This window comes from Mycolicibacterium hodleri (assembly GCF_025822245.1).
GTDB lineage: Bacteria > Actinomycetota > Actinomycetes > Mycobacteriales > Mycobacteriaceae > Mycobacterium > Mycobacterium hodleri.
In genome coordinates, this window is record NZ_JACKTL010000073.1 from 307737 (window position 1) to 326939 (window position 19203).

The 19203-nt window shown below is 68.2% G+C and carries 20 protein-coding genes; 7 read left to right on the plus strand and 13 right to left on the minus strand.

Annotation, left to right across the window (positions count from 1 at the left end; genetic code table 11):
• Positions 1 to 47 precede the first annotated feature (47 nt).
• From H7J06_RS31335 to H7J06_RS31345, 3 genes are read right to left on the minus strand one after another with little or no spacing between them, the layout of a single operon-like run.
• On the minus strand, positions 48 to 593 hold the full coding sequence (locus H7J06_RS31335) for a chromate transporter (protein WP_264043772.1): 546 nt from the start codon (positions 591 to 593) through the stop codon (positions 48 to 50).
• A complete protein-coding gene (locus H7J06_RS31340) occupies positions 590 to 1159 on the minus strand; it encodes a chromate transporter (protein WP_264043774.1) in 570 nt (189 codons plus the stop codon). Before H7J06_RS31340 ends, H7J06_RS31335 begins: the two co-directional genes overlap by 4 nt.
• Positions 1156 to 2145, minus strand: a complete 990-nt coding sequence (locus H7J06_RS31345) for a phospholipase D-like domain-containing protein (RefSeq protein ID WP_264043776.1) — start codon at positions 2143 to 2145, stop codon at positions 1156 to 1158. The genes H7J06_RS31340 and H7J06_RS31345 overlap by 4 nt, the downstream gene beginning before the upstream one ends.
• Positions 2146 to 2234: 89 nt before the next feature.
• On the opposite strand from H7J06_RS31345, the gene prrA reads away from it, so the two are divergent.
• Together prrA and H7J06_RS31355 are read left to right on the plus strand one after the other, a co-directional pair.
• Positions 2235 to 2945, plus strand: a complete 711-nt coding sequence (prrA, locus tag H7J06_RS31350) for a two-component system response regulator PrrA (protein WP_142271524.1) — start codon at positions 2235 to 2237, stop codon at positions 2943 to 2945.
• Positions 2946 to 2950: 5 nt separating this feature from the next.
• The gene (locus H7J06_RS31355; protein ID WP_264043781.1) at positions 2951 to 4297 is read left to right on the plus strand and encodes a HAMP domain-containing sensor histidine kinase; all 1347 of its coding nucleotides are present in this window, start codon (positions 2951 to 2953) and stop codon (positions 4295 to 4297) included.
• On the opposite strand, the gene arfA is transcribed toward H7J06_RS31355, so the two are convergent.
• Together arfA and H7J06_RS31365 are read right to left on the minus strand one after the other, a co-directional pair.
• Positions 4294 to 4797, minus strand: coding sequence for a channel-forming protein ArfA/OmpATb (gene arfA, locus H7J06_RS31360; RefSeq protein WP_264043782.1), 504 nt, complete (start codon positions 4795 to 4797; stop codon positions 4294 to 4296). The two genes, H7J06_RS31355 and arfA, sit on opposite strands and share 4 nt — an antisense overlap.
• Complete coding sequence (locus H7J06_RS31365) at positions 4798 to 5160, minus strand: FKBP-type peptidyl-prolyl cis-trans isomerase (protein WP_056550290.1); 363 nt, start codon at positions 5158 to 5160, stop codon at positions 4798 to 4800.
• Positions 5161 to 5191: 31 nt separating this feature from the next.
• Between H7J06_RS31365 and H7J06_RS31370 the strand changes: the two genes are divergently transcribed.
• The gene (locus H7J06_RS31370; protein WP_264043790.1) at positions 5192 to 5452 is read left to right on the plus strand and encodes a DUF2630 family protein; all 261 of its coding nucleotides are present in this window, start codon (positions 5192 to 5194) and stop codon (positions 5450 to 5452) included.
• Here the strand turns inward: H7J06_RS31370 and H7J06_RS31375 are convergent.
• The 8 genes from H7J06_RS31375 to pdxH all read right to left on the minus strand — a co-directional run bounded on the left by H7J06_RS31375 (position 5440) and on the right by pdxH (position 15271).
• A complete protein-coding gene (locus H7J06_RS31375) occupies positions 5440 to 8589 on the minus strand; it encodes an ATP-binding protein (protein WP_264043792.1) in 3150 nt (1049 codons plus the stop codon). The two genes, H7J06_RS31370 and H7J06_RS31375, sit on opposite strands and share 13 nt — an antisense overlap.
• 81 nt (positions 8590 to 8670) lie before the next feature.
• Positions 8671 to 9093 (minus strand): MarR family winged helix-turn-helix transcriptional regulator, encoded by a 423-nt coding sequence (locus tag H7J06_RS31380; protein ID WP_264043794.1) that lies wholly within the window; start codon positions 9091 to 9093, stop codon positions 8671 to 8673.
• Positions 9083 to 10519 carry an MFS transporter gene (locus H7J06_RS31385; RefSeq protein ID WP_275080148.1) on the minus strand — a complete coding sequence of 479 codons (1437 nt, stop codon included), beginning with the start codon at positions 10517 to 10519 and terminating at the stop codon, positions 9083 to 9085. Before H7J06_RS31385 ends, H7J06_RS31380 begins: the two co-directional genes overlap by 11 nt.
• 85 nt (positions 10520 to 10604) lie before the next feature.
• The gene (locus H7J06_RS31390; protein ID WP_264043799.1) at positions 10605 to 11918 is read right to left on the minus strand and encodes a citrate synthase; all 1314 of its coding nucleotides are present in this window, start codon (positions 11916 to 11918) and stop codon (positions 10605 to 10607) included.
• Between the two features lie 71 nt (positions 11919 to 11989).
• Positions 11990 to 12664: a TetR/AcrR family transcriptional regulator gene (locus tag H7J06_RS31395; protein ID WP_264043801.1), complete on the minus strand. Its 675-nt coding sequence runs from the start codon at positions 12662 to 12664 to the stop codon at positions 11990 to 11992.
• Entirely contained in the window at positions 12657 to 13331 is a 675-nt protein-coding gene (locus tag H7J06_RS31400; protein ID WP_264043803.1) for a TetR/AcrR family transcriptional regulator, read from the minus strand. The genes H7J06_RS31395 and H7J06_RS31400 overlap by 8 nt, the downstream gene beginning before the upstream one ends.
• 48 nt (positions 13332 to 13379) lie before the next feature.
• Complete coding sequence (locus H7J06_RS31405) at positions 13380 to 14639, minus strand: MFS transporter (RefSeq protein ID WP_264043805.1); 1260 nt, start codon at positions 14637 to 14639, stop codon at positions 13380 to 13382.
• A 2-nt stretch (positions 14640 to 14641) separates the two neighbouring features.
• Positions 14642 to 15271 (minus strand): pyridoxamine 5'-phosphate oxidase, encoded by a 630-nt coding sequence (gene pdxH / locus H7J06_RS31410; RefSeq protein WP_264043887.1) that lies wholly within the window; start codon positions 15269 to 15271, stop codon positions 14642 to 14644.
• Positions 15272 to 15384: 113 nt separating this feature from the next.
• Between pdxH and H7J06_RS31415 the strand changes: the two genes are divergently transcribed.
• From H7J06_RS31415 to H7J06_RS31430, 4 genes are read left to right on the plus strand one after another with little or no spacing between them, the layout of a single operon-like run.
• Entirely contained in the window at positions 15385 to 16512 is a 1128-nt protein-coding gene (locus H7J06_RS31415) for a citrate synthase 2 (protein WP_264043807.1), read from the plus strand.
• Complete coding sequence (locus H7J06_RS31420; RefSeq protein WP_264043809.1) at positions 16509 to 17114, plus strand: maleylpyruvate isomerase N-terminal domain-containing protein; 606 nt, start codon at positions 16509 to 16511, stop codon at positions 17112 to 17114. The genes H7J06_RS31415 and H7J06_RS31420 overlap by 4 nt, the downstream gene beginning before the upstream one ends.
• Before the next feature lie 30 nt (positions 17115 to 17144).
• Positions 17145 to 18665: an HNH endonuclease signature motif containing protein gene (locus H7J06_RS31425; protein ID WP_264043811.1), complete on the plus strand. Its 1521-nt coding sequence runs from the start codon at positions 17145 to 17147 to the stop codon at positions 18663 to 18665.
• A 60-nt stretch (positions 18666 to 18725) separates the two neighbouring features.
• Entirely contained in the window at positions 18726 to 19178 is a 453-nt protein-coding gene (locus tag H7J06_RS31430; protein WP_264043813.1) for a VOC family protein, read from the plus strand.
• Positions 19179 to 19203: the final 25 nt, after the last annotated feature.

The following is a 19203-nucleotide window of genomic DNA, read 5'->3' on the forward strand; positions in this document are numbered from 1 at the left end:
AGGTCAATTCATTACCCATACGACGGGCTATACCCGTTATGGCTAACTCAGACGATGCCGAGGTAACCGATCACACCCGCGGCCGCGACGACGATCAGCGGATTGATCTTCGTGCGGACGAAGATCAGCGTGCACACCGCGGTCAGCAGGTACGCCCGCCAGTCGTGATCGGCGGCGCGGCTCATCACCAGCGACGACGCCAAGATCAGCCCCACCGTCAGCGGCGCGAACCCCTTCTCGACGGCGATCCGCCACTTCGACTCCTGGGCCCGCTGCCAGAACAGGGTGATGGCGTACACCAAGGACGCGGCCGGAATCACCATCGCGGCGGTGGCGACGAAACCGCCGATCACCCCGCCGAGCACGCCGCCGACCGGCAAACCGGCGGCGTACCCGATCATGCCGACGATCAGGATGCTCGGCCCCGGCGCGGTCTGCGAAATGGAGAACAGGTCGGCGAACTGCGTGTCGCTGAGCCAGTGGTGTTGGTGGACCGACCGCAGATGCATGTCGGGCAGCACGGCGTTGCCGCCGCCGATCGACATCAGCGACAGCGACCCGAACAGAACGATCAGCTGCAGATAGGTGCTCACGCGTCGGCCTGCTCGGCGGTCTTTCTCGGCCACGCCCAGATCAGGGCCAGTGGCGCCACGATCCCGAGCACGCCGAGCAGCGGCCACCGCAGCACGCCGTTGAGCACGAACGCCAAGCCGAACAGGGCCACCGGGATCACGCCCGTGAGACACGTCTTGCCGGTCTTGATCACCATCGCCACCGTCAGCGCCACGGCCGCCGCGGACGCGCCGTGCAGCACGCCCTTGACCGCAGGCACCTCCTTGAACGTGAAGTACAGGAACGCCAACACCAGGACGATCACGAGCGGCATGAAGCACAGTCCGACGACCGCGGCGACGGCTCCCGGCACGGCCCGCAGCTTCGTGCCGGTGAACACGGCCATGTTGACCTGATTGGCGCCCGGCAGGATGCGGCACATCGTCATGGCGGACAGGAACTCTGCCTCGCCCATCCAGTTCTTCTCGACGACGATGACCTCACGCGACCACGCCGACAGTCCGCCTCCGAACGACGCCAGCGCGATGTGGTTGAACGTCAGCGCCAGTTCACCCAGTCCGACCTTCGCCGGCTCCGGAGTGGTCACTCGTGGACGAGGTCCGGGTCGTGCGGGAAGTCGTCCTCGTGGTGGGTCGAGGGGTCGAGCGGGTCCGGCGGCGAATAGTGGTGCGACAGCGACCAATCGTGCTCGAAGGTCTCCTTGAGCCGCGCGACGACGGCCGGCTCGGTGACGGTGATGCCCAGCTCGCGTCGTAGGTCGAAGGCGCTGCGGTCGATGTTCATCGACCCGACGAGCGCACGCTCGTCGTCGACGATCATCAGCTTCGCGTGCACCCTGAGGTTCTTCTGCTTGTGCACCTTGGCGCCGAATCTGCGCAACGTCCGCAGCGAGGCGAAGGTGTCGAGCACGTCGCCCTCACTGATGCCGTGCCTGCCACCGCACAACACGTGCACCCTGACGCCGCGTTCCACGGCCGCCGCGAGATGGTCCAGGATCACCGCGTCGACGAACTTGGGATGCTGCACGTCGATGCGTTGCGTGGCCGTGTCGATGAAGCGGGCCATGTGGTACCGCGAATTCGAGTTGCTCCACAGCAGCCCCTCGTAGACCGACGGCACCCAGTCGTCGTGATTCCAGTCGGCGTTGAACACCTCGACGATCTGGCGGACGTGCACCGGGTCGTCGATGATCACGCCGTAGTCCCTGGTCGCCGTGAAGTACTTCAGGCACATGTTGAACGTCGCCACCAGAGCGGTCTTCTCGTCGACCACCATCGACTTCTCGTGGGTGACGTAGAACTTCGGGTTGGCCCACTGCACGGCGATCCCGGCGGCACTGAAGCGCTCGAAGGTCTCGTCGTTCGCGCGGTCGCCGCCGGATCTGGCCGCGTTCAGCATCACCCGCACGTCGACGCCCGCCTGCTTCCGCGCGATGACGGCGTCGATGAGGCTCTCGTCGGTGAAGGTGAATTGCTTGATGAGAAGCGACGCCTGCGCCGATCCGATGAACTCCAGGACAGGACCCAGCCCGTCATCGGGTTCGACGATCAGGCGGGGGCCGCTCGGCTGCACGAGTTCAGAAGCTAGCACTGACCACTCCCCTCCGGTCTACGCCACGCGCCTACCGCACCCATAGTGGCGCATCAGGCAAGATGAGGCGCATGGAGATGGGAGCTAGCGGTGCCGCGCCACCCCGGGTCCTCGTGGTCGACGACGACCCCGACGTGCTGGCGTCCCTGGAGCGCGGACTGCGTCTGTCGGGGTTCGAGGTGAGCACCGCGGTCGACGGCGCCGAGGCGCTCCGCAGCGCGACGGAGACGCGACCCGACGCGATCGTCCTCGACATCAACATGCCCGTCCTCGACGGGGTCAGCGTGGTGACGGCCCTGCGCGCCATGGACAACGACGTACCGGTGTGCGTGCTGTCGGCGCGCAGCTCGGTCGACGACAGGGTGGCCGGCCTCGAGGCCGGGGCCGACGACTACCTGGTCAAGCCCTTCGTCCTGGCCGAGCTCGTCGCCAGGGTCAAGGCCCTGCTGCGGCGCCGCGGGGCGACGGCCACGTTCTCGTCGGAGACCATTGCCGTCGGCCCGCTGGAGGTCGACATCCCCGGCCGCCGCGCCCGCGTCAACGGCGTGGACGTCGACCTGACCAAGCGCGAGTTCGACCTCCTGGCGGTCCTTGCCGAGCACAAGACCGCGGTGTTGTCGCGCGCGCAGCTGCTGGAACTGGTCTGGGGCTACGACTTCGCCGCCGACACCAACGTCGTCGACGTCTTCATCGGTTACCTGCGCCGCAAGCTGGAGGCGGGTGGCGCGTCGCGACTGCTGCACACCGTGCGCGGCGTGGGATTCGTGCTGAGGCAGCAATAGCCCCGATGAACCTCATCTCGCGGGTCTTCCGACGCACTCCGTCGCTGCGGACCCGCGTGGCGTTCGCGACCGCCATCGCCGCAGCCATCGTGGTCGGCATCGTCGGCGCGATCGTGTGGATCGGCATCACCAACGACCGCAAGGAACGCCTCGACCGTCGGCTCGACGAAGCGGCGGGCTTCGCCATCCCGTTCCTGCCGCGCGGCCTCGACCAAATTCCGAAGTCGCCCAACGACCAGGACGCGATCATCACGGTGCGACGAACGGACGGACAGGTGACGTCCAACTCCGACGTGACGCTGCCCGATCTCCCACCGGGGTACGCCGACACCACCATCGACGGAGTGCGCTACCGGGTTCGGACCGTGGAGCTGAACGGGCCGCAGGGTCCGATGACGGCCGCCGTCGGCGCCACCTACGACGCGACGATCGCCGACACCAACAACCTGCACCGCCGGGTCATCATGATCTGCTCCGGCGCCATCGGCGCAGCGGCGGTCGCGGGCTGGCTGCTGGCCGCGTTCGCGGTCCGACCGCTCAAACGCCTGGCACAGCAGACCCGCGCGATCGACGTGGGAGGTGCGGCACCCGATATCGACGTCCGCGGCGCCACCGAGGCCGTCGAGATCGCCGACGCCGTCAACGGAATGGTGCAGCGCATCTGGCAGGAGCAGGACCGCACCAAGGCGGCACTGGTGTCCTCCCGCGACTTCGCCGCGGTGACGTCCCACGAGCTGCGCACCCCGCTGACGGCGATGCGCACCAATCTGGAGGTGCTCGCCACGCTGGACCTCGCCGAGGATCAGCGCAAGGAGGTCCTCAGTGACGTCATCCGGACCCAAACCCGCATCGAGTCGACGCTGTGGGCCATCGAAAGGCTTGCCCAAGGCGAACTCTCGACGTCCGACGACCACTCGCCGGTCGACATCACCGAGCTGCTCGACCGCGCCGCGCACGACGCGATGCGCGTCTATCCCGAACTCGACGTCTCGCTGGTGCCCGCCCCGACGGTGATCATCGTGGGATTGCCCGCAGGGCTTCGCCTTGCGGTGGACAACGCGATCGCCAACGCCGTCAAACACGGTGGCGCCACGCGTGTTCAGCTGTCGGCGGTCACCTCGCGCGCGGGGGTGGAGATCGCGGTCGACGACGACGGTGTGGGCATCCCCGAGGAGGAGCGCAAGATCGTGTTCGAGCGCTTCTCCCGCGGGTCGACGGCGTCGCACTCGGGCTCCGGGCTGGGGCTGGCATTGGTCGCGCAGCAGGCCGAGTTGCACGGCGGCACGGCGTCGTTGGAGGAGAGCCCGCTCGGCGGCGTTCGTCTGCTGTTGCGGTTGCCCGGACCGTCCTAGCCGACCCGAATGTCGTTGGCGACGACCACGTTCGGCCACGTTTCCGTCACCGCAGTCTCGGCCGCCGACTTGACCGAGGCCGTCTTCGCGTTCCCCGTCAACGTGGCGGTGTTTCCGACGAGCTTCACGCCGAAGCCCTGCACGTCCATGGCGATCCCGAACAACGCGCCCAGCCCGGAGAACTCCGGTCCCGTGACGCCGGGCTTCACCGTCAGCTGGTCGACGATCTTGGCGCCGGGCATGGCCTGGCGCAGCGTGTCGGGCAGCTCCGCCTTGAGCGCCTCGTCGGGCACCTCGCCGGTCACGGTGAACCCGTTGGCCGTCCGCACGATCGACATGGCCCCGAAGGGACCGCTCTTCGCGACGGCCGACGAGGTGGTCGACGAGCTGGTCGACGAGGTGCTCTCGGCCGCTGATCCGGCGTCACCGGATCCGCCGGAGGCCCCGCACCCCGTGACGACGAACAGCAGGGTCAGGGCGACCAGCAGCGCGGAACGCACTCAGCGGGCGTCGAGCAGGTCGATCACGAAGATCAACGTCTTGCCCGACAGCCGGTGCCCGGATCCGGCCGGGCCGTAGGCCTTTGCCGGTGGGATGACCAGCTTGCGACGACCGCCGACGCGCATTCCGGGAATGCCGTCCTGCCAGCCCTCGATCAAGCCGCGCAGGGGGAACTCGATGGACTCGTTGCGATTCCACGAGCTGTCGAACTCGTCGCCGGTGTCGTACTCCACGCCCACGTAGTGCACCTCGACGGTGCCACCGGGCACGGCCTCGGCGCCGTCGCCGACGACGATGTCTTCGATGACGAGCTCGGCAGGCGCCGGACCGTCGGGAAATTCGATCTCGGGTTTAGTGGCCACGTTTCACACGGTAGTCGGGCAGACTGAAGCCGTGGCTACTGACCCGAACAAAGATGCCGACATCCTCGCCCAAGTCAACGACCTGGTCGCCGAGGAGAAGGAATTGCGCGCCAAGCTCCAGCACGGCGAGATCGACGAGACCGAGGAGCATCGCCGACTTCGTGGTCTCGAGGTGCAGCTGGACCAGTGCTGGGATCTGCTGCGTCAGCGCCGCGCGCTGCGCGAGACGGGCAAGGATCCCGACCAGGCGAGCGTGCGTCCCGAGAGTGAAGTCGAGGGCTATCTGAACTGAGCCATCGCGACGTGACCCTCGAAGCCCAGGGCCGTCGCCCGCTCGCGACATCTGGTGAGCAACTCCCGGCAGGTGACGTCGTCGTCTCGCGCCCGTGCCACCAGCGCCCTCAGCCGAAGCAGGACCAGTTCGACGACCGCCAGATCGTCCCTCCCCGCTGAGGCCAGGCGTTCGATCGCCGCCTCGGCCTCCCGCACGTCCCCCATTCCGCCGCGCTGCAGCAGCGCCTCGACGAGGAATCGGGTGGCCATGACGCCGTGGGCGAACTGACCGCGCCGAAAGACGCGGATGCCCGCGTCCCGCAGCTCGTCGACGGCGATGTCGAGGTGACCGTCGCGCGCCAGCTCGCGCGCGTGGAAGAGATCCAGGACGGCGAGCTCGCTTCGGTAGAAGTGACCGCGATCCGCCATCTCGCGGATCTCGGCCAGGAGGTGCCTGCCCCGACGGCGGTCGGCGGACCCCCGTTCGAGGAGAACGCCACCCAGGCAGTAGGTGGCCAGGGCGACGGCGTGGTGGTCGCCGTGGTCCGAGGCGATGCTCAGCGCCTCCTCCACTTCGCCGACGGTGGAGTCATCCGGCAGCAGGACGCATTGCAACGTCGCCACGCTGTGCTTGTAGACCACGCACTTGCTGTAGGTCAGGCGGTCCGTCGTGCGGGCCATGGCCAGGGAGTCGCGAAAGTCCTTCTGCCAGTCCGCGAGTCCGAGCCAGCATTTGGCGATGCCGCGGAATACGAGCGCCAGCGCCAGCGGCGACCCGAACACGATGTCGCCCATGGTCGGATCGCCGTCGGCCAGCTCGATCGCCGTCTGCGACCACGTCAGCAGCTCGCTGATCTCGCCGGTCTCCTGTTTGACGATCATCGGGGCGACGGACAGCCCGACGGTCAGCGTGGGATCACCGATCGCGTCGAGTAGCGCCCGAACCTCGGTGCCAAGAGCGGATGCTTCGGCGACTCTGCCGTGCACCATGTGGTCGGTGTACTGCCCGAGCATCGCCAGCGCCAGCGACCGCTTGTCCCCCGCCGCGGAGGCGAGCTCGCGAACCTCCTGAAAACCGCTGTGGGACATGCTCTCCGCCGTACGGTAGGCCGTCGCGCAGAGCAACGTACCCGCCGCGATGCGCATGGCCAGGCGATTCGGGTCGTCGACCGGAAGCGCCTGCGCGACGTGTCGCGCTCTCGCCCAACTCAACCGCGCCGCGGCAATGTCGCGGTTTCTCGACCATGCGCCGGCGCGCATGTGCCAGCCATGGGCCGCGCCGTTGTCTCCGGCCGCTTCGAGGTGCTCGCCGATCAGCGCGGCATTCTGGTCCACCAGGTCCGGTTCGCGCGCCTCGATCGCCGCCGCCACCCGCCGATGGACGTCGGCGCGTTCAGCCCGGAGCAACGTTTCGTAGGCCACGGTGCGGATCATGGGCTGCCGGAAGACGTACTCCTCGGGCGAGGAGAACTTCACCTGATCCACCATCTCGGCGTCCACCAGCGCGTCGAACGCCGGCTCGACGCCGATCGTGGTCAGAAGATCTGCGGTGCAACGTGTTCCGACGACCGCGGCGGCGTTGAGGGTGCGCTTCGCCGCGTCGTCCAGCCGGTCGATCCGTGCCGCGATGACGGCGTACAGAGTCGGCGGCACGCTGACGTCCGCCACGGCGGCGTTGAACCTGTATGCGCCGCGCCGACCGTGCAAGATGCCCCGCTCGGCAAGATCCCGCACGATTTCCTTGACGAAGAACGGATTGCCTACGGCGCGTTCGGCGATCGTCATCGCCAAGCCCGCCAGCGAGTCGTCTGCACCCAACTGCTCGGCAATCAGTTCCGAGGTTTCCCGGTGACTCAAGGGCGCCAGGGTGATGGTTCGCCCATCGGCCAACCGGGACAATGCGCCGCGATACTCCGGCCGGTAGGTGATGAGGGCCATCGAATCGGTCCGCGAGATCACCGCGGTGAAGTCGGCCAGCATGGATTCACTGATCTCGTCGATCCATTGCGCGTTCTCGACGATGTACACCGCGGGTGATCGCTGCGTGGTCCAGGCGCCACGGATCAACGCCGTCAGTCGCCTGCGTCTGGCATCTGGATGGAGTGCCGGGATGACCACGTCGGGGTCGTTGATACCGAGCAGGTCGCCGAGCAGCAACAGGTCGTCATTGCCGACGTCGGGCAACTGCCTCTTGAGTTGTTCTCTGTCAGAACTGGATTCGGAGTCACCGACCTTCATCACGGCACGCAGCAGTTGGGCGACGACGTGAAACGGCACCTCCTTGGCAATCGACTCGCACCGCGCGCGGAACACTTGGACACCCCGGGTGGCGGCGATCGCCGCGATCTCCCGGACGACCCGGCTCTTGCCGATCCCTGCGGGCCCACACAATCCGACGCTCGTGCCGCCGCATCCGTCGAGGATCTCGTCGAAGGTCCCTTCGAGAACGGCCATCTCCCATTTTCGGCCGATGAGCGGCGAGTCGGCGCGTCCGGAAAGGGCGTGGTGCGGCTTGACCTGCAGCAGCCTGCGCACGGATACCGGCTTGGCGAAGCCCTTCACGACGAGGAAGTCGGGTTCGTCGAGGTCGACGACCTCGTCGACGAGTCTCGCCGTCGACTCCGAGATCACCACCCCACCCGGAGGCGCCACCGACTCCATCCGCTGCGCCATCCCGACCGCCTCACCGATCGCGGTGTACGCGCGCGATCCGGCGCCGAGCTTCCCGACGACGACCTGACCCGAGTTCAGGCCGACCCTGACCGCGACGTCGACCCCGTCGCGGCCGAATCGGACGGCGAGTCGACGCACTTCCCCCTGCAGGTTGAGCGCTGCGAGACACCCGCGCAGCGCATGGTCTTCGAGGGCGACCGGAGCCCCGAAGACGGCCATGATGCCGTCACCGGTGAACTTGTCGACGGTTCCTCCGTATCGTCTGACCGCGTCGGCCGAGACGTCGAAGACGTCTGCCATGAGCTCGCGCAAGCGTTCCGACCCCAGGGCGACCGCGATGTCCATCGAGTGCACGACGTCGGCGAAGAGCACCGTCACGTGCTTGTACTCGGCTGAATCGGCGGGCTGAGTCGACGCGCCACACTCGTCGCAGAACTTGGCGGCCGCGCGCAACTCGGAGTCACATGCCCGGCACACCGTCATCTCGTCGCCTTCCCGGTGGACGAGACAAGAATATTCGCGCGCGTCGGGCAGTCGGCCGTAATCGACGATACCGTCAGTTCGTTAGCCGGCCGCCAACTTCGCCAGGACCGCCTGGAGAGCCACCAGCTCGTCTCGGCTCAACGTCGCGAACGGACGCGGCGCCGGATCGTCGACGCCCTCGATGCTCGCGACCATTCGCCGACCCTCGTCGGTCAGCGACACCACCTTGCATCTGCGGTTGTTCGGATTCGTCTCTCGCACGACCAATCCGCGGCCCTCGAGGTCGTTGACCGCGACGCTGGTGGCGGGCGCGTCCATGGTGGCGGCCTCGGCGATCTCGGTGGCGGTCATCGGCCGCCTGGCCAGCCGGCGGAGGACGCGGATGCGGCTGAACGGCAGACCCGAGGTTTCGACGACGTCGCGCCTCCACCGGTCGCGGTTGTCGAACACCACCGACGCCATCGCGCGCCAGACGTCGTCGGCCAGGTCGGCGTCAGCGGACATTGGCGGCCACCTTCGATTCGGCGTCACCGGCGATCAGCGGGGCCAACCGTTCGGCCGACCGGAACGCCGCCGGGGTGGTGGAGAAGAATCCGAGCACCGTGATGATCACGCCGACGCCGATGCACGTGAACCACAGTGGCCGCGCCGAGGCGGCGAAGTCCGCTCCGCTGTGTGAGATCGCCGCCCCCGCGATGGAACCGCAGAGCGCGACGCCGATGCTCACCCCGATCTGCCGGCTGGTGGAGGTCACGGCCGACGCCGCGCCGGCCCGGTCCAGTGGCATGCCGCTCACCGCGGCGTTGGTGATCGGAGCGTTCACCATCGAGAAGCCGATGCCGAACACGGCGAAGATGACGAGCAGCCCCCACACCGGAGTGGTCTTGGTCAGGAACGTCAGCAGCACCGACGCCGTGGTGATCAGGACGCCTGCCGCCAGCAGGGACGGCCGGGCCCCGAACCGGCCGACCATCCGACCCGAGATCGGCGAGAACACCAGTGCGCCAATGGCAATCGGCGCGTAGATCATTCCGGTGTACATCGCCGAGTAGCCGCGCTCACCCTGCAGGTACAGCGACATCATGAACAGGAAGGCCCCCCACGCCGAGAACGCACAGATGGCGGTCACCGTGGCCCCCGCGAAGGGAACGCTGCGGAAGAAGCGGAGGTCGATGAACGGGTCGTGGCGCGTGGACTCGTACCGCAGGAAGGCTCCGAAGGCGATCACCGCGACCACCGCGACCGCGACGACCCGGGGGTTGGTCCAGCCGTAGCCCGGTCCCTCGATGAGGGTGAACACCACGCCGAAGAGGAACGTGACCGCCAGCCCCTGGCCGATCGGGTCGATGTTGCGCATGGTCTTCGACTTGGTCTCCGGGACGAAGATCGCGGTCAGCACCACCGCGGCCAGACAGATCGGCAGGTTGATCCAGAACACGGCGCGCCAACTGATCAGCTCGATCAGGAATCCGCCGACCACCGGGCCGAGGGCCATCGAGATCCCGACGACCGCACCCCAGAAGCCCAGCGCCCGGGCCCGCTCGACGCGACCGGTGAAGATCTGCGAAATGATGGACAGGGCAACGGGATTGAGCATCGACCCGCCGACGGCCTGCAGCAGGCGCGCGACGATCAGCGTGTCGATGTTGGGCGCCATGCTGCACAGCAGGGACCCGATGGCGAACACGACCAGGCCGATCTGGAACACCCGACGGCGGCCGAAGCGGTCTCCCGTCGCTCCGGAGAGCATCAGCAGGGACGCCAGCACCAGGGTGTAGACGTCGACCACCCACTGCAGTTGCGACGGCGAGGCATGCAGATCGGTGCGGATGCTGGGGATGGCGACGTTGACGATCGTCGCGTCCATCGAGACGATCAGCAGACTCAGGCAACAGGACACCAGGATGATGGCCTTGCGCCGTGGGGTCAGCTCAATACTTGTGTTCACACAACGATTGTGAACCTACAACCATTACCAACGCAAAGGATGTGGTGCAGCAGACACCGGTGCGGGACTAACGACCACCCATGTCGGTGTAGTCGCGCTCGTTGTAGCCGGTGTAGATCTGGCGCGGCCGACCAATCTTGCTGGGCGACTCGTGCATCTCACGCCAGTGCGCGATCCACCCCGGCAGCCGGCCGAGCGCAAACAGCACCGTGAACATCCGCGTCGGGAAGCCCATCGCCCGGTAGATCACGCCGGTGTAGAAGTCGACGTTCGGGTACAGCTTGCGCTCGACGAAGAAGTCGTCGGTCAGCGCCACCTCTTCGAGCTGCTTGGCGATGTCGAGCAGCTCGTCGTTGACGCCGAGCTTGCCGAGGATCTTGTCGGCCTGCTCCTTGACGATGCGGGCCCGCGGATCGTAGTTCTTGTACACGCGGTGCCCGAAGCCCATCAGCTTCACGCCCTCTTCGCGGTTCTTGACCTTCTTGACGAAGGTCGCGACGTCGTCGTCCCCGGAGCGGATCTTCTCCAGCATCTCCAGCACGGCCTGGTTGGCGCCGCCGTGCAGCGGGCCCCACAGCGCGTTGATGCCACCGGACACCGAGGTGAAGAGGTTGGCCTGCGACGAGCCGACCAGCCGGACCGTCGACGTCGAGCAGTTCTGCTCGTGGTCGGCGTGCAGGATGAGTAGCAGGTCCAGCGCCCGCACGATCTCCGGGTCGACCTCGTAGGGCTCGGCGGGGAAGCCGAACGTCATCCGCAGGAAGTTCTCGACCAGCGTGAGCGAATTGTCGGGGTACAGGAACGGCTGGCCAACCGACTTCTTGTAGGCGTAGGCGGCGATGGTCGGCAGCTTGGCCAGCAGTCGGATCGTCGAGAGCTCGACCTGCTCCTTGTCCAGCGGGTCGACCGAGTCCGGGTAGTACGCCGACAGCGCGTTCACCGCGCTGGAGAGCACCGGCATGGGGTGGGCGTTGCGCGGGAAGCCGTCGAAGAAGCGCTTGAGATCCTCGTGCAGCAGGGTGTGGCGCTGGATCTGCGTCGTGAACTTCTCGAGCTCGTCGGTCGTCGGGAGCTCGCCGTAGATCAGCAGGTAGCTGACCTCGATGAAGGTCGACTTCTCCGCCAACTGCTCGATCGGATAGCCGCGGTAGCGCAGGATGCCCGCGTCGCCGTCGATGTAGCAGATGGAGCTCTTCGTCGACGAGGTGTTCACGAAACCGCCGTCGAACGTGGTGTATCCGGTCTTCGCCAGCAGCGACCCCAGTGCGATGCCGTCGGATCCCTCCGTCGCCTTCACGATTTCCAGGTCGATCTCGCCCCCTGGGTAACGGAGGGTGGCGACCTCGTCCGAATCGTGGCGAGAACTGGAGTCTTCGGGCACGTTAACCCCTTCTACGGTTGTCGACCGGAACGAAGCTGTCCGTCACTAGTGGAAGGTAGTCGCTATCGGTTTCACGCGCTCGTGTGGGGTTGGCGGTCGCCAGCCGGAACGCGCGCCCACGGTCTCCACGTGTTGCGAAACAACGCCACCGTGGCGGCCAGCCGCGCGCAAATGACGTCGGGTGCGATCTCGTGGTTGCCGGGTTGGCCCAGTCCGGCGAACGAGTCGGAGAAGATGACCGCCCACACGTCGGTCACCAACGTCACCGCCCGATCGTCGACCGGGACGTTCATCCGGCGAGCCATCACGCGCATCGTCGCCTTGTTCGTGACGTCGTGCCGAAGCGCCAGGGCGGACGCCCGGTAGGACGTCGACCCGTTGATGATCCGGATCAGCATCGCCATCCGGCGGAAGCCGGGCGACTCGACACCGTCCCTGGAGCTCAACACCTCGAGCGAGGCTGCGAGCAACGCGTCGTACGCGGTGATGTCGTCGGGAAGCCGCTCCATCGCCTCGGCGATCAGCTCGTCCAGGTCGTCGGTGATCGCGGCGACGACGGACACCTTGCTCGGGAAGTACCGGCTGAACGTCCTCGGCGAGACCTCGGCCGCCGTGGCGATCTGGTCGACGGTGGTGTTGTCGTACCCCTGACGCAGACACAGCTCGGCCGCCGCGTCGATCAGCGTCGCACGGGTCCGCATCTTCTTGCGCTCCCGCAGCCCGCGGGGCGAGGCGTTCCTAGCCACGGGCTGGCTCGTAGTCCGCGTCCGCCACCGGGGACTGCAGGTCACGCGCCATCCACGCCACCTGCGCGAGCGCCTCGTTGAGCCGGTCGACCATGATCAACGGCCCCAGCCGGATACGGTCGGTATCGGAGACCAAGTCCCCACACGCGTCGACGATGGTGGCCGAGAAGACGACGTGGACCAGCCGCGCCCGCGGGTCGTCCACCTCCACCCCCATCCGCTTGGCGAGCACGTCCTGCGTCCGGTCGTGCCGGAACTCCAGGGCCGACTGCTTCAACGCCTCGGAGGCGTTGATCACGCGCAGCATCAGGACGATGCGGTCGGTGGTCAGCCTGCCGGCCTGCCGCGTCGCGACTCGCGCCAGCACGCCGGTGTGGGCCTGGCGCATCGCTTCGAGCGGACCCACGCCGGCGTCCACCGCCTCGAGCTCGTCGGCGACCTGGTGGACGTAGTCGTCGAGGAGCGTCAGGAACACCGCGTCCTTCGTCGGGAAGTACCGGCTGAAGGTTCGCGTCGACACGTCCGCCGAGGCGGCGATCTGCTCGACGGTCGTCTGCTGGTAGCCCTGCCTGAGACACAGGTCCACCGCGGCGTCGATCAGCACCGCGCGCGTCCGAAGCTTCTTGCTCTCCCGGAGGCTGGGCGAATCGTTCGACACGTCGTCCACGGGGAAGATGCTAGCCCCCCTACACAGATGAAGCCGGTAGCAGCGAACTCAGACCCGGTAGCGGACGAACGCGGGGACCAGCAGCGCCGCAACCACGACGCCGACGACGACGAGGGCACCGCCGCCCGCCGCGGCCACCGTGGTGCCGACGACGGCTGCCGACGCACCGTGGACCGTGTCGGCCAAACGTGGTCCACCGGCGACGACCACGGTGAACACGCCCTGGAGCCGGCCGCGCACGTCATCGGATGCCGCCTGCTGCAGAATCGTCGACCGAAACGCCGACGACACCATGTCCGCGGCGCCGCCCATCGCGAGGAATGCCAGCGCGATCCACAGCAACGCACCGGCGTGTCCGCCGGCCAGACCGGCAGCCAACCCGAACCCGATCATCGCCACACCCCACACCACGATCGCGAGCACCACGGCAAGGCCCTGCCGACTGATCCGCGGCAACCAGCCGGAGAACACGCCGCCGAGGACGGCACCGACCGCGATCGCTGCCGAGAGGTAGGCCATCGCGCTGCCTCCCTCGACGGGCCCTCCGAAGCTCTCGTGCGCCATCTGCGGGAACAGCGCCCGGGGCATGCCGAAGATCATCGCGATCAGGTCGACGACGAAGGACATCAGCACCACCCGGTTGCCGGCCAGGTACCGGAAGCCGTCGAAGACCGCGGCGAAACCCCACTTCGAGGCGCCCTGGGTGGTTCCGGTCGGTGGCATCTTCGCCAGGCGCCACGTCGCGACGATGGGCGCGATGCACGTCAGCGCGTCGATCGCATAGAGCGTGGACAGGTCGACGAAGTGCAGGAGCACGCCGGCGAGCAGCGGACCGACGATCGCGCCGAACTGCATGACGGTCATGTTCAGCGAGTTCGCCGCGGGCAACTGATCCTCGGGGACCATGCGTGGGATCGCCGCCGACCTGGTCGGGCTGTTGACGGCGAAGAACGCCTGCTGCACCGAGAGCAGACAGAGGACCACCCACACGTTGTCCAACCCGAGCGCGGCCTGCACCCACAGCAGCACCGACGACACCGCCAGCCCGATGGAGGCGATGATCAGCAGCAGCCGGCGATCCATGGCGTCGGCCCAGGCGCCGCCCCACAGCCCGAAGACGACCAACGGCACCAGCGCGAAGAGGCCGGACAATCCGACGTAGGCCGAGTTCTGCGTCAGCGCGTACAGCTGCACCGGGACGGCGAAGATCGTGAGGTTGCCGCCGATGACGGTGACGATGCCGGCGAACCACAGCCGCCGGAAGTCCGGCGATCGCAGCGGCGCGGTGTCGGCGAAGAGGCTCGCCACCCCTACGGCTGCAGACGCTCGACGCGCGTGCCGCTCACCCGGATTCGGTTGTGCACCCTGTTCTCCCGGCCCTGCCAGAACTCGACGACCTCGGGCGAGATCAGGTACCCACCCCAGTTCGGCGGGACGGGCACGGACTCGACGTCGGCGAAGCGTTCGGTGACGTCCGCGAGTTGCCGCTGCAGCGCCTCACGGGACGCGATCGCGTGGGACTGATGCGACGCCCACGCTCCCAGCTGCGACCCGCGGGGCCGTTTGGACCAATATTCGGCCGTCACCTCCGCCGCGACCTTGGCGACGGGTCCGCGCAGGTGCACTTGGCGCCCGAGGGCGTACCACGGGAAGGTCGCCGACGCGTACGGCGAGGCGGCCAACTGCGCCCCCTTGTCGGAGTCGTAGTTGGTGTAGAAGGTGATGCCGGTCTCGTCCACGCCCTTGCACAACACCGTCCGGGTGGCAGGCCTTCCCTCCGCGTCGACCGTGCCGACGACGATGGCGTTCGGCTCCGCGATCCCGGCATCTTCGGCGTCGGCTAACCACTTGCGCAGCAGGGCGATCCATCCGTCGGCCAGCCAGTCGGCGTCGAGGTCGGGACTGCCGTCCTTCTCGGGCGATCCGTACTCCACGCGCATGCGAGCCAAATGCTCGTCACCGTCTAAAACCACCCGTCAGACGCTACGCCCAGCGTGGCGCCGGGTTACCAACCGGTAGCAACCGCCGGTGGCCATGGTGCGAGAATCTGCTCATGACCGACGCGTCCAACATTCCCGACGGGTTCGTAGAGGGCCTCGAAGGCGTCGTCGCCTTCACCACGCAGATCGCCGAACCGGACAAGGACGGCGGTGCGCTGCGCTATCGCGGCGTCGACGTCGAAGACCTGGTGGCCAAGCACGTCACGTTCGGTGACGTGTGGTCGCTGCTGGTCGACGGCGCCTTCGGCCGGGGCCTGACCCCCGCGGAGCCGTTCCCGCTGCCCATCCACACCGGCGACGTCCGGGTCGACGTACAGGCCGGCCTGGCGATGCTCGCCCCCATCTGGGGCTATCAGCCGCTGCTCGACATCGACGACGAGACCGCCCGCAACCAGTTGGCCCGCGCCTCGGTAATGGCGCTGTCCTACGTCGCACAGTCGGCCCGCGGCATCCACCGCCCCGCCGTCGGACAGCGGACCATCGACGAGTGTTCCACCGTCACAGAACGTTTCATGACCCGGTGGAAGGGCGACCCGGATCCCCGGCAGGTCGAGGCCATCGACGCCTACTGGGTCACCGCCGCCGAACACGGCATGAACGCGTCCACCTTCACTGCGCGGGTGATCGCGTCGACCGGTGCCGACGTCGCGGCGTCGCTGTCGGGGGCCGTCGGGGCGATGAGCGGCCCGCTGCACGGCGGCGCACCCGCGCGCGTCCTGCCGATGATCGAGGAGGTCGAGCGCTCCGGCGACGCCCGTGCCGTGGTCAAGGCCATCCTGGATCGCAACGACAAGCTGATGGGCTTCGGACACCGCGTCTACCGTGCCGAGGACCCGCGGGCGCGGGTGCTCCGCGCAACCGCCGAGCGACTGCAGGCGCCGCGCTTCGAGGTGGCCCGCGCGCTCGAGCAGGCCGCCCTCGCCGAGTTGCGGGAGCGCCGCCCGGATCGGGCCATCGAGACCAACGTCGAGTTCTGGGCAGCCGTGATCCTCGACTTCGCGGGCGTTCCTCCGACGATGATGCCCGCGATGTTCACGTGCGGACGCACCGCGGGTTGGTGCGCGCACATCCTGGAGCAGAAGCGACTTGGCAAGCTGGTGCGCCCGGCCGCGATCTACGTGGGGCCGGAGCCACGCAGTCCGGAATCGGTCGTGGGCTGGGATCTGATCGCGTCGTCGTGAACGAGACCTTCCGCTCCGCGGGGACGGCCTTCGCCAACCTCGTCCGCTCCGTCCCCGAATCTGCTTGGGACGGACCGGGTCTCGGGGAGTGGGACCTGCGGGCGCTGGTGGGACACGCGTCGCGCTCGCTGATCACGGTGAGCACCTATCTTCGGGCACCCGCCGAGCGCGAAGACGTGACGAGCGCGGCCGAGTACTACGCCTGGGTGCGCGAGCACGTCACGACCGCCGACGCGGGAGCGATCGTCGAACGCGGCCGCCAAGCGGGTCGCGATCTCGGCGAGCACCCCGCCGCGACCGTGGACACCTTGCTCGAGCGCGCCCTCGACGACGTGGCGGCCGTGGACGATCCGCTGATCACCGTCATCGGCGGTCTGGGCCTCCGGCTCAGCACCTATCTGCCGACGCGGGTGTTCGAGCTCGCGGTCCACGGCCTCGACGTCGCCAGGGCCACGGGACTGGACCTCGCACTCCCGGACGACGTGCTCGCCGAGGCGACGGTGCTGGCGGCGCGGATCAGCGTTCGCCTCGGCACTGCCGGACCCGTGCTGCTGGCGCTGACCGGTCGATCGGATCTGCCGTCGGGATTCTCCGTCGTGTAGGTGTCGTACCCCCCGCCCACAATCGAACACATGAGCGAATGGGGCGCGTCGGCGGCGTTGCTGCAGCGGATGTGCTCGGCTGCGCGGGCCGAGGCCTGCGCCGCCGCCGAACGGCTCGTCGCGATCGGAGAGCTGGTGTCGTTGGCGTCGGCGGCGTTGCTGCAGCGGATGTGCTCGGCTGCGCGGGCCGAGGCCTGCGCCGCCGCCGAACGGCTCGTCGCGATCGGAGAGCTGGTGTCGTTGCGACTGGCCGAGGACGCGGGCGCCACCGACCTGTGCGCCACCGACGCGGTCACCCTGGAAGTCGCTGCCGCCCTGGGCATCAGCCGCGACCTGGCCGCCAGCCACGTCCGCTACGCCCACGCCCTGCGGTTCTCGCTGCCCCGCTTGGGTAGGGCGTTCATCGCCGGCGACGTCGACGAAACCACCTTCCGGGCCTGTGTGTTCCGGACCGGGCTGATCGTCGACGACGACACGTTGGCCGCGGTGGACGCCGAACTGGCGGTGACCGCCCCGCGCTGGGGGTCGTGCAACCGCTCCCAGCTCGCCGCGCGCATCGACCGGGTCATCGCCAAGGTCGACCTCGACGCCGTGCGGCGGCGGCGCGATCGGGTCGCCGGGCGCGACGTCGTCGTCGGCGACGTGGACAACGGATTGACCGAGATCCACGCCACCGTCTCCGCCCCCGACGGGCACGCCTTCAACGAACGCCTCACCGCGTTGGCCAACACGGTGTGTGAGGCCGACGGCCGCCCCATGGCCGCACGTCGAGCCGATGCCATCGGGGCGCTCACCGCCGGCGCGGACCGCCTCGGCTGCCGCTGCGGGCGCCCGGACTGCCCGGCCGGCGGCAAGGCCGCCAGCACCGTGGTGATCCACGTGATCGCCGAGCAGTCCACCGTCGACGGCACGGACAACGCGCCGGCGGCGATGATCGGGTTCGAGGGGTTGATCCCACCGGAGATGGTCACCGAGCTGGCCAAGGCCGCCCGGCTTCGCCCACTGGTGCACCCGGTGGACTGCCGACCCGAGGGTGGGTACGTGCCGTCGCGGGGGTTGGCGGACTACGTGCGGTGCCGGGACCTGACGTGCCGCTTCCCCGGCTGCAACGCCCCGGCCACTCGGTCCGACCTGGACCACACGATCCCCCATGGTCGCGGCGGGCCGACGCAGGCGTCGAACCTGAAGTGCCTGTGCCGTTTTCATCATCTCGTCAAGACGTTTTGGGGTTGGTCCGACGAACAACTCGTCGACGGCACGGTCATCTGGACCTCACCGGCCGGGGACCGGTACGTCACCCACCCCGGCAGCGCAGTCGTCTTTCCACGGTTGCGCGCGCCGACGGCCCCGATCGTCCTCGACGCCCGAGACCGTGTGCTGAACGGTTCCGACCGCACGGCGAAGATGCCGCGCCGCCGGCGCACCCGCGCGCACCAACGGGCCCATCACATCGCCGCCGAATGGCGCGCCAACCACCGCGCGCGCACCACCACACCCACACCCCCCGTCGAACACGCCCTCGACGGCGATCCGAGCCCACCACCCTTCTGATGAGAAATCGGACCGCGGCTGGTCGGTAGTAGTGACCCACCCACGTCGAGAGGAACCACCATGGCAATCGAAGTGCAACCGGCCGTCTCCCCCTACCTGATCGTCGACGACGCCGCCGCGGCCATCGACTTCTACGTCGCCGCGTTCGGCGCCGAGGAGCTCGGTCGTGTTCCCGGGCCGGACGGCAAGCTGGTCAACGCGGCGCTGCGAATAAACGGTTCGGTCGTCATGCTCAACGACGACTTTCCCGAGATGACCGGCGGCAAGTCCATGACGCCGACGTCCCTCGGTGGCACGCCGGTGTCGATCCACCTCACCGTGACCGACGTCGAGACCCAGTTCCAACGCGCGGTCGACGCCGGTGCCACCGTCGTCGCCCCGCTCGACGACATGTTCTGGGGCGACCGCTACGGGGTGATCCGGGACCCGTTCGGGCACATGTGGTCCCTTGGGCAGCCCATGCGAGAGGTCAGCAGCGAGGAGATCGCCGCGGCGATGGCCGCCATGAAGTAGGGCGAAAGACGGGTATCCGCGAACC